Here is a 2,255-nt window from a genome sequence, read left to right on the forward strand (position 1 = left end):
TTATCGTCGTTGCGACGATAATAGGTGATCACGGACGCCCGCACAAAGCCCCTCCCGTCACTCCCGGACGCGGATCGCCTCGCGCAGTCGCGCGGCCAGCACGGCCGACTCCTCCGGCGACGGCGCCAGGACCCCGTTCTCCGTCATCAGCGCGTGGAACTGCTGCTCGGCGTAGGGGACTCCGGGCGGCAGGGCGGCGACGTGCCAGTGGAGGTGCGCGTTGCCCTGACGGCTGCCGAGCGAGTACAGGTACGTGCGCTCCGGCCGGCACACGGCCTCGACGGCGAGGGCCACCTCCCGGACGAACAGCATCAGGCGGCCGTAGGCCGCCTCGTCCAGGTCGCGCACCACGTGCTCGACGTGCGCCTTCGGGGCGACGAGGACCTTCCCCGGCAGCGTGGGCCAGCGGTCCAGGAACGCGATGTTCTCCTCGTCCTCGTGGACGGTCTCGTGCGGGAAGTCCGGGTCCCCGGCGAGGAACGCGCAGACGAAGCACGGGCCGCTCCGGGTCCGTTCCACGTACGCTTCGAGATCCATCGGCTGTCGGTCCATCGGTACTCCTGTCAGCGGCGGCGGTGTGCGCCCGCCCGCGCCGGACGAGGCGCGGCGGAGCGGTGGTGGAGCGGGCGCTCGGCGGCGTGGTTCCTGGGTATGGCCCCGGGGTGAGCAACGTAAACCCCGGCAAGGGGTACTCCCGTGACAGCCGCTACATCACCACGCGGATCACCGCCGACGGACGCGACGGCTTCCCCGTGGAGCCCGGCCGCTACCGCCTGGTGGTCAGCCGCGCCTGCCCCTGGGCCCACCGGGCGGTGATCATCCGCCGGCTCCTCGGACTGGAGAAGGCCCTGCCCATGGCCGTGGCCGGGCCGACGCACGACAAGCGCAGCTGGACCTTCGACCTCGACCCGGGGGGCCGCGACCCGGTGCTGGGGATAGAACGGCTCCAGGAGGCGTTCCTCGCCCGCGACCCCGACTACGACCGGGGCATCACCGTGCCCGCGATCGTGGACGTGCCGAGCGGCCAGGTCGTCACGAACGACTACGCGCAGATCACCCTCGACATGGCGCTGGAGTGGACCGCGTACCACCGCGACGGCGCGCCCGACCTGTACCCGGCGGCGCTGCGGGCGGAGGTCGACGCGATCGGCGAGGAGATCTACCGGGACGTGAACGACGGGGTCTACCGCACCGGGTTCGCCAAGTCCCAGGAGGCGTACGAGGAGGCGTACGAGCGGCTCTTCGCCCGTCTCGACCTGCTCTCCGAGCGGCTGGAGGGCTCCCGCTACCTCGTCGGCGACACGATCACCGAGGCGGACATCCGGCTGTTCACCTCGCTGGTGCGCTTCGACGCCGTCTACCACGGCCACTTCAAGTGCAACCGGCAGAAGCTGACGGAGATGCCGGTGCTGTGGGCGTACGCCCGGGACCTGTTCCAGACGCCGGGGTTCGGGGACACCGTCGACTTCGGCCACATCAAGCAGCACTTCTACGTGGTCCACGGCCACATCAACCCGACGGGGATCGTGCCCGCCGGCCCCGACCCGTCGGGCTGGCTGGAGCCGCACGGCCGCGAGGTCCTCGGCGGCCGCCCCTTCGGCGACGGCACCCCGCCCGGGGCCCCCTCCCCCACCGAGACGGTCCCGCCGCTGCGGCCGGCACCGCAGCCCTGACACCGGCGGGGCCGGCCGGCACCCCGCACCCCGGCCCCGCCGCCGTCCCCCTCACCCGGGGCTCAGTTCGTGGAGTCCCATGCGGCCCGCGTCAGCGGCGTGGCGTCCGGGTAGTGCCGCCGGACCTCCTCCAGCACCCACGGCTCGGCCGTACGCACGTCCCAGCTGCCGCTGTCGAACTCCCTCAGGGTCAGCACGAGTTCCCCGCCCGCGTACCCCTCGAAGTCCGCGTCGACCGCCTGGAGGTACGGCGCCTCCGTGGCCAGCAGCTCAAGGGTGGGGATCCCCCGGCCCGCCGAGGCCTCCGCCAGCGGGGCGAACGCCGGGTGCGGCTCCCCATCGAACACCCGCGCCTTCCAGACCAGCCCGAGCCCGAAACTCCCCAGCCGCACCAGCAGCTCGGCGAGGGTGACGTAACGCCGGCCGTGCGGGGCGCCGTCATCGCGCCAGGCGGCGAAGGAGACCATCTGCGGGACGGGCGGTACGTCGTCGTCTCGATGCGGGCGGCCAGCAGCGCTGCGACCTCCTCCTCCCGGCCCGCGGGCCGGGCGACGTCCACCAGGCCGGTGGCGAGGACCAGGG

General features: G+C 73.0%; 3 protein-coding genes. 1 reads left to right on the forward strand and 2 read right to left on the reverse strand.

Translation table 11 applies throughout. The annotated features are described in order from the left end of the window. Positions 1-57: 57 nt before the first annotated feature. A complete protein-coding gene (locus AB0O29_RS35215; RefSeq protein ID WP_365160326.1) occupies positions 58-537 on the reverse strand; it encodes an HIT family protein in 480 nt (159 codons plus the stop codon). A gap of 125 nt (positions 538-662) precedes the next feature. Between AB0O29_RS35215 and AB0O29_RS35220 the strand changes: the two genes are divergently transcribed. Next, the gene (locus tag AB0O29_RS35220; RefSeq protein ID WP_365160329.1) at positions 663-1,673 is read left to right on the forward strand and encodes a glutathione S-transferase C-terminal domain-containing protein; all 1,011 of its coding nucleotides are present in this window, start codon (positions 663-665) and stop codon (positions 1,671-1,673) included. A gap of 62 nt (positions 1,674-1,735) precedes the next feature. Here AB0O29_RS35220 and AB0O29_RS35225 read toward each other — a convergent pair whose 3' ends face one another. Then, on the reverse strand, positions 1,736-2,140 hold the full coding sequence (locus AB0O29_RS35225; RefSeq protein ID WP_365160332.1) for a hypothetical protein: 405 nt from the start codon (positions 2,138-2,140) through the stop codon (positions 1,736-1,738). Between the last annotated feature and the right edge of the window lie 115 nt (positions 2,141-2,255).

It is taken from the genome of Streptomyces sp. NPDC089915 (genome assembly GCF_040684675.1).
Taxonomy (GTDB): Bacteria; Actinomycetota; Actinomycetes; order Streptomycetales; family Streptomycetaceae; genus Streptomyces.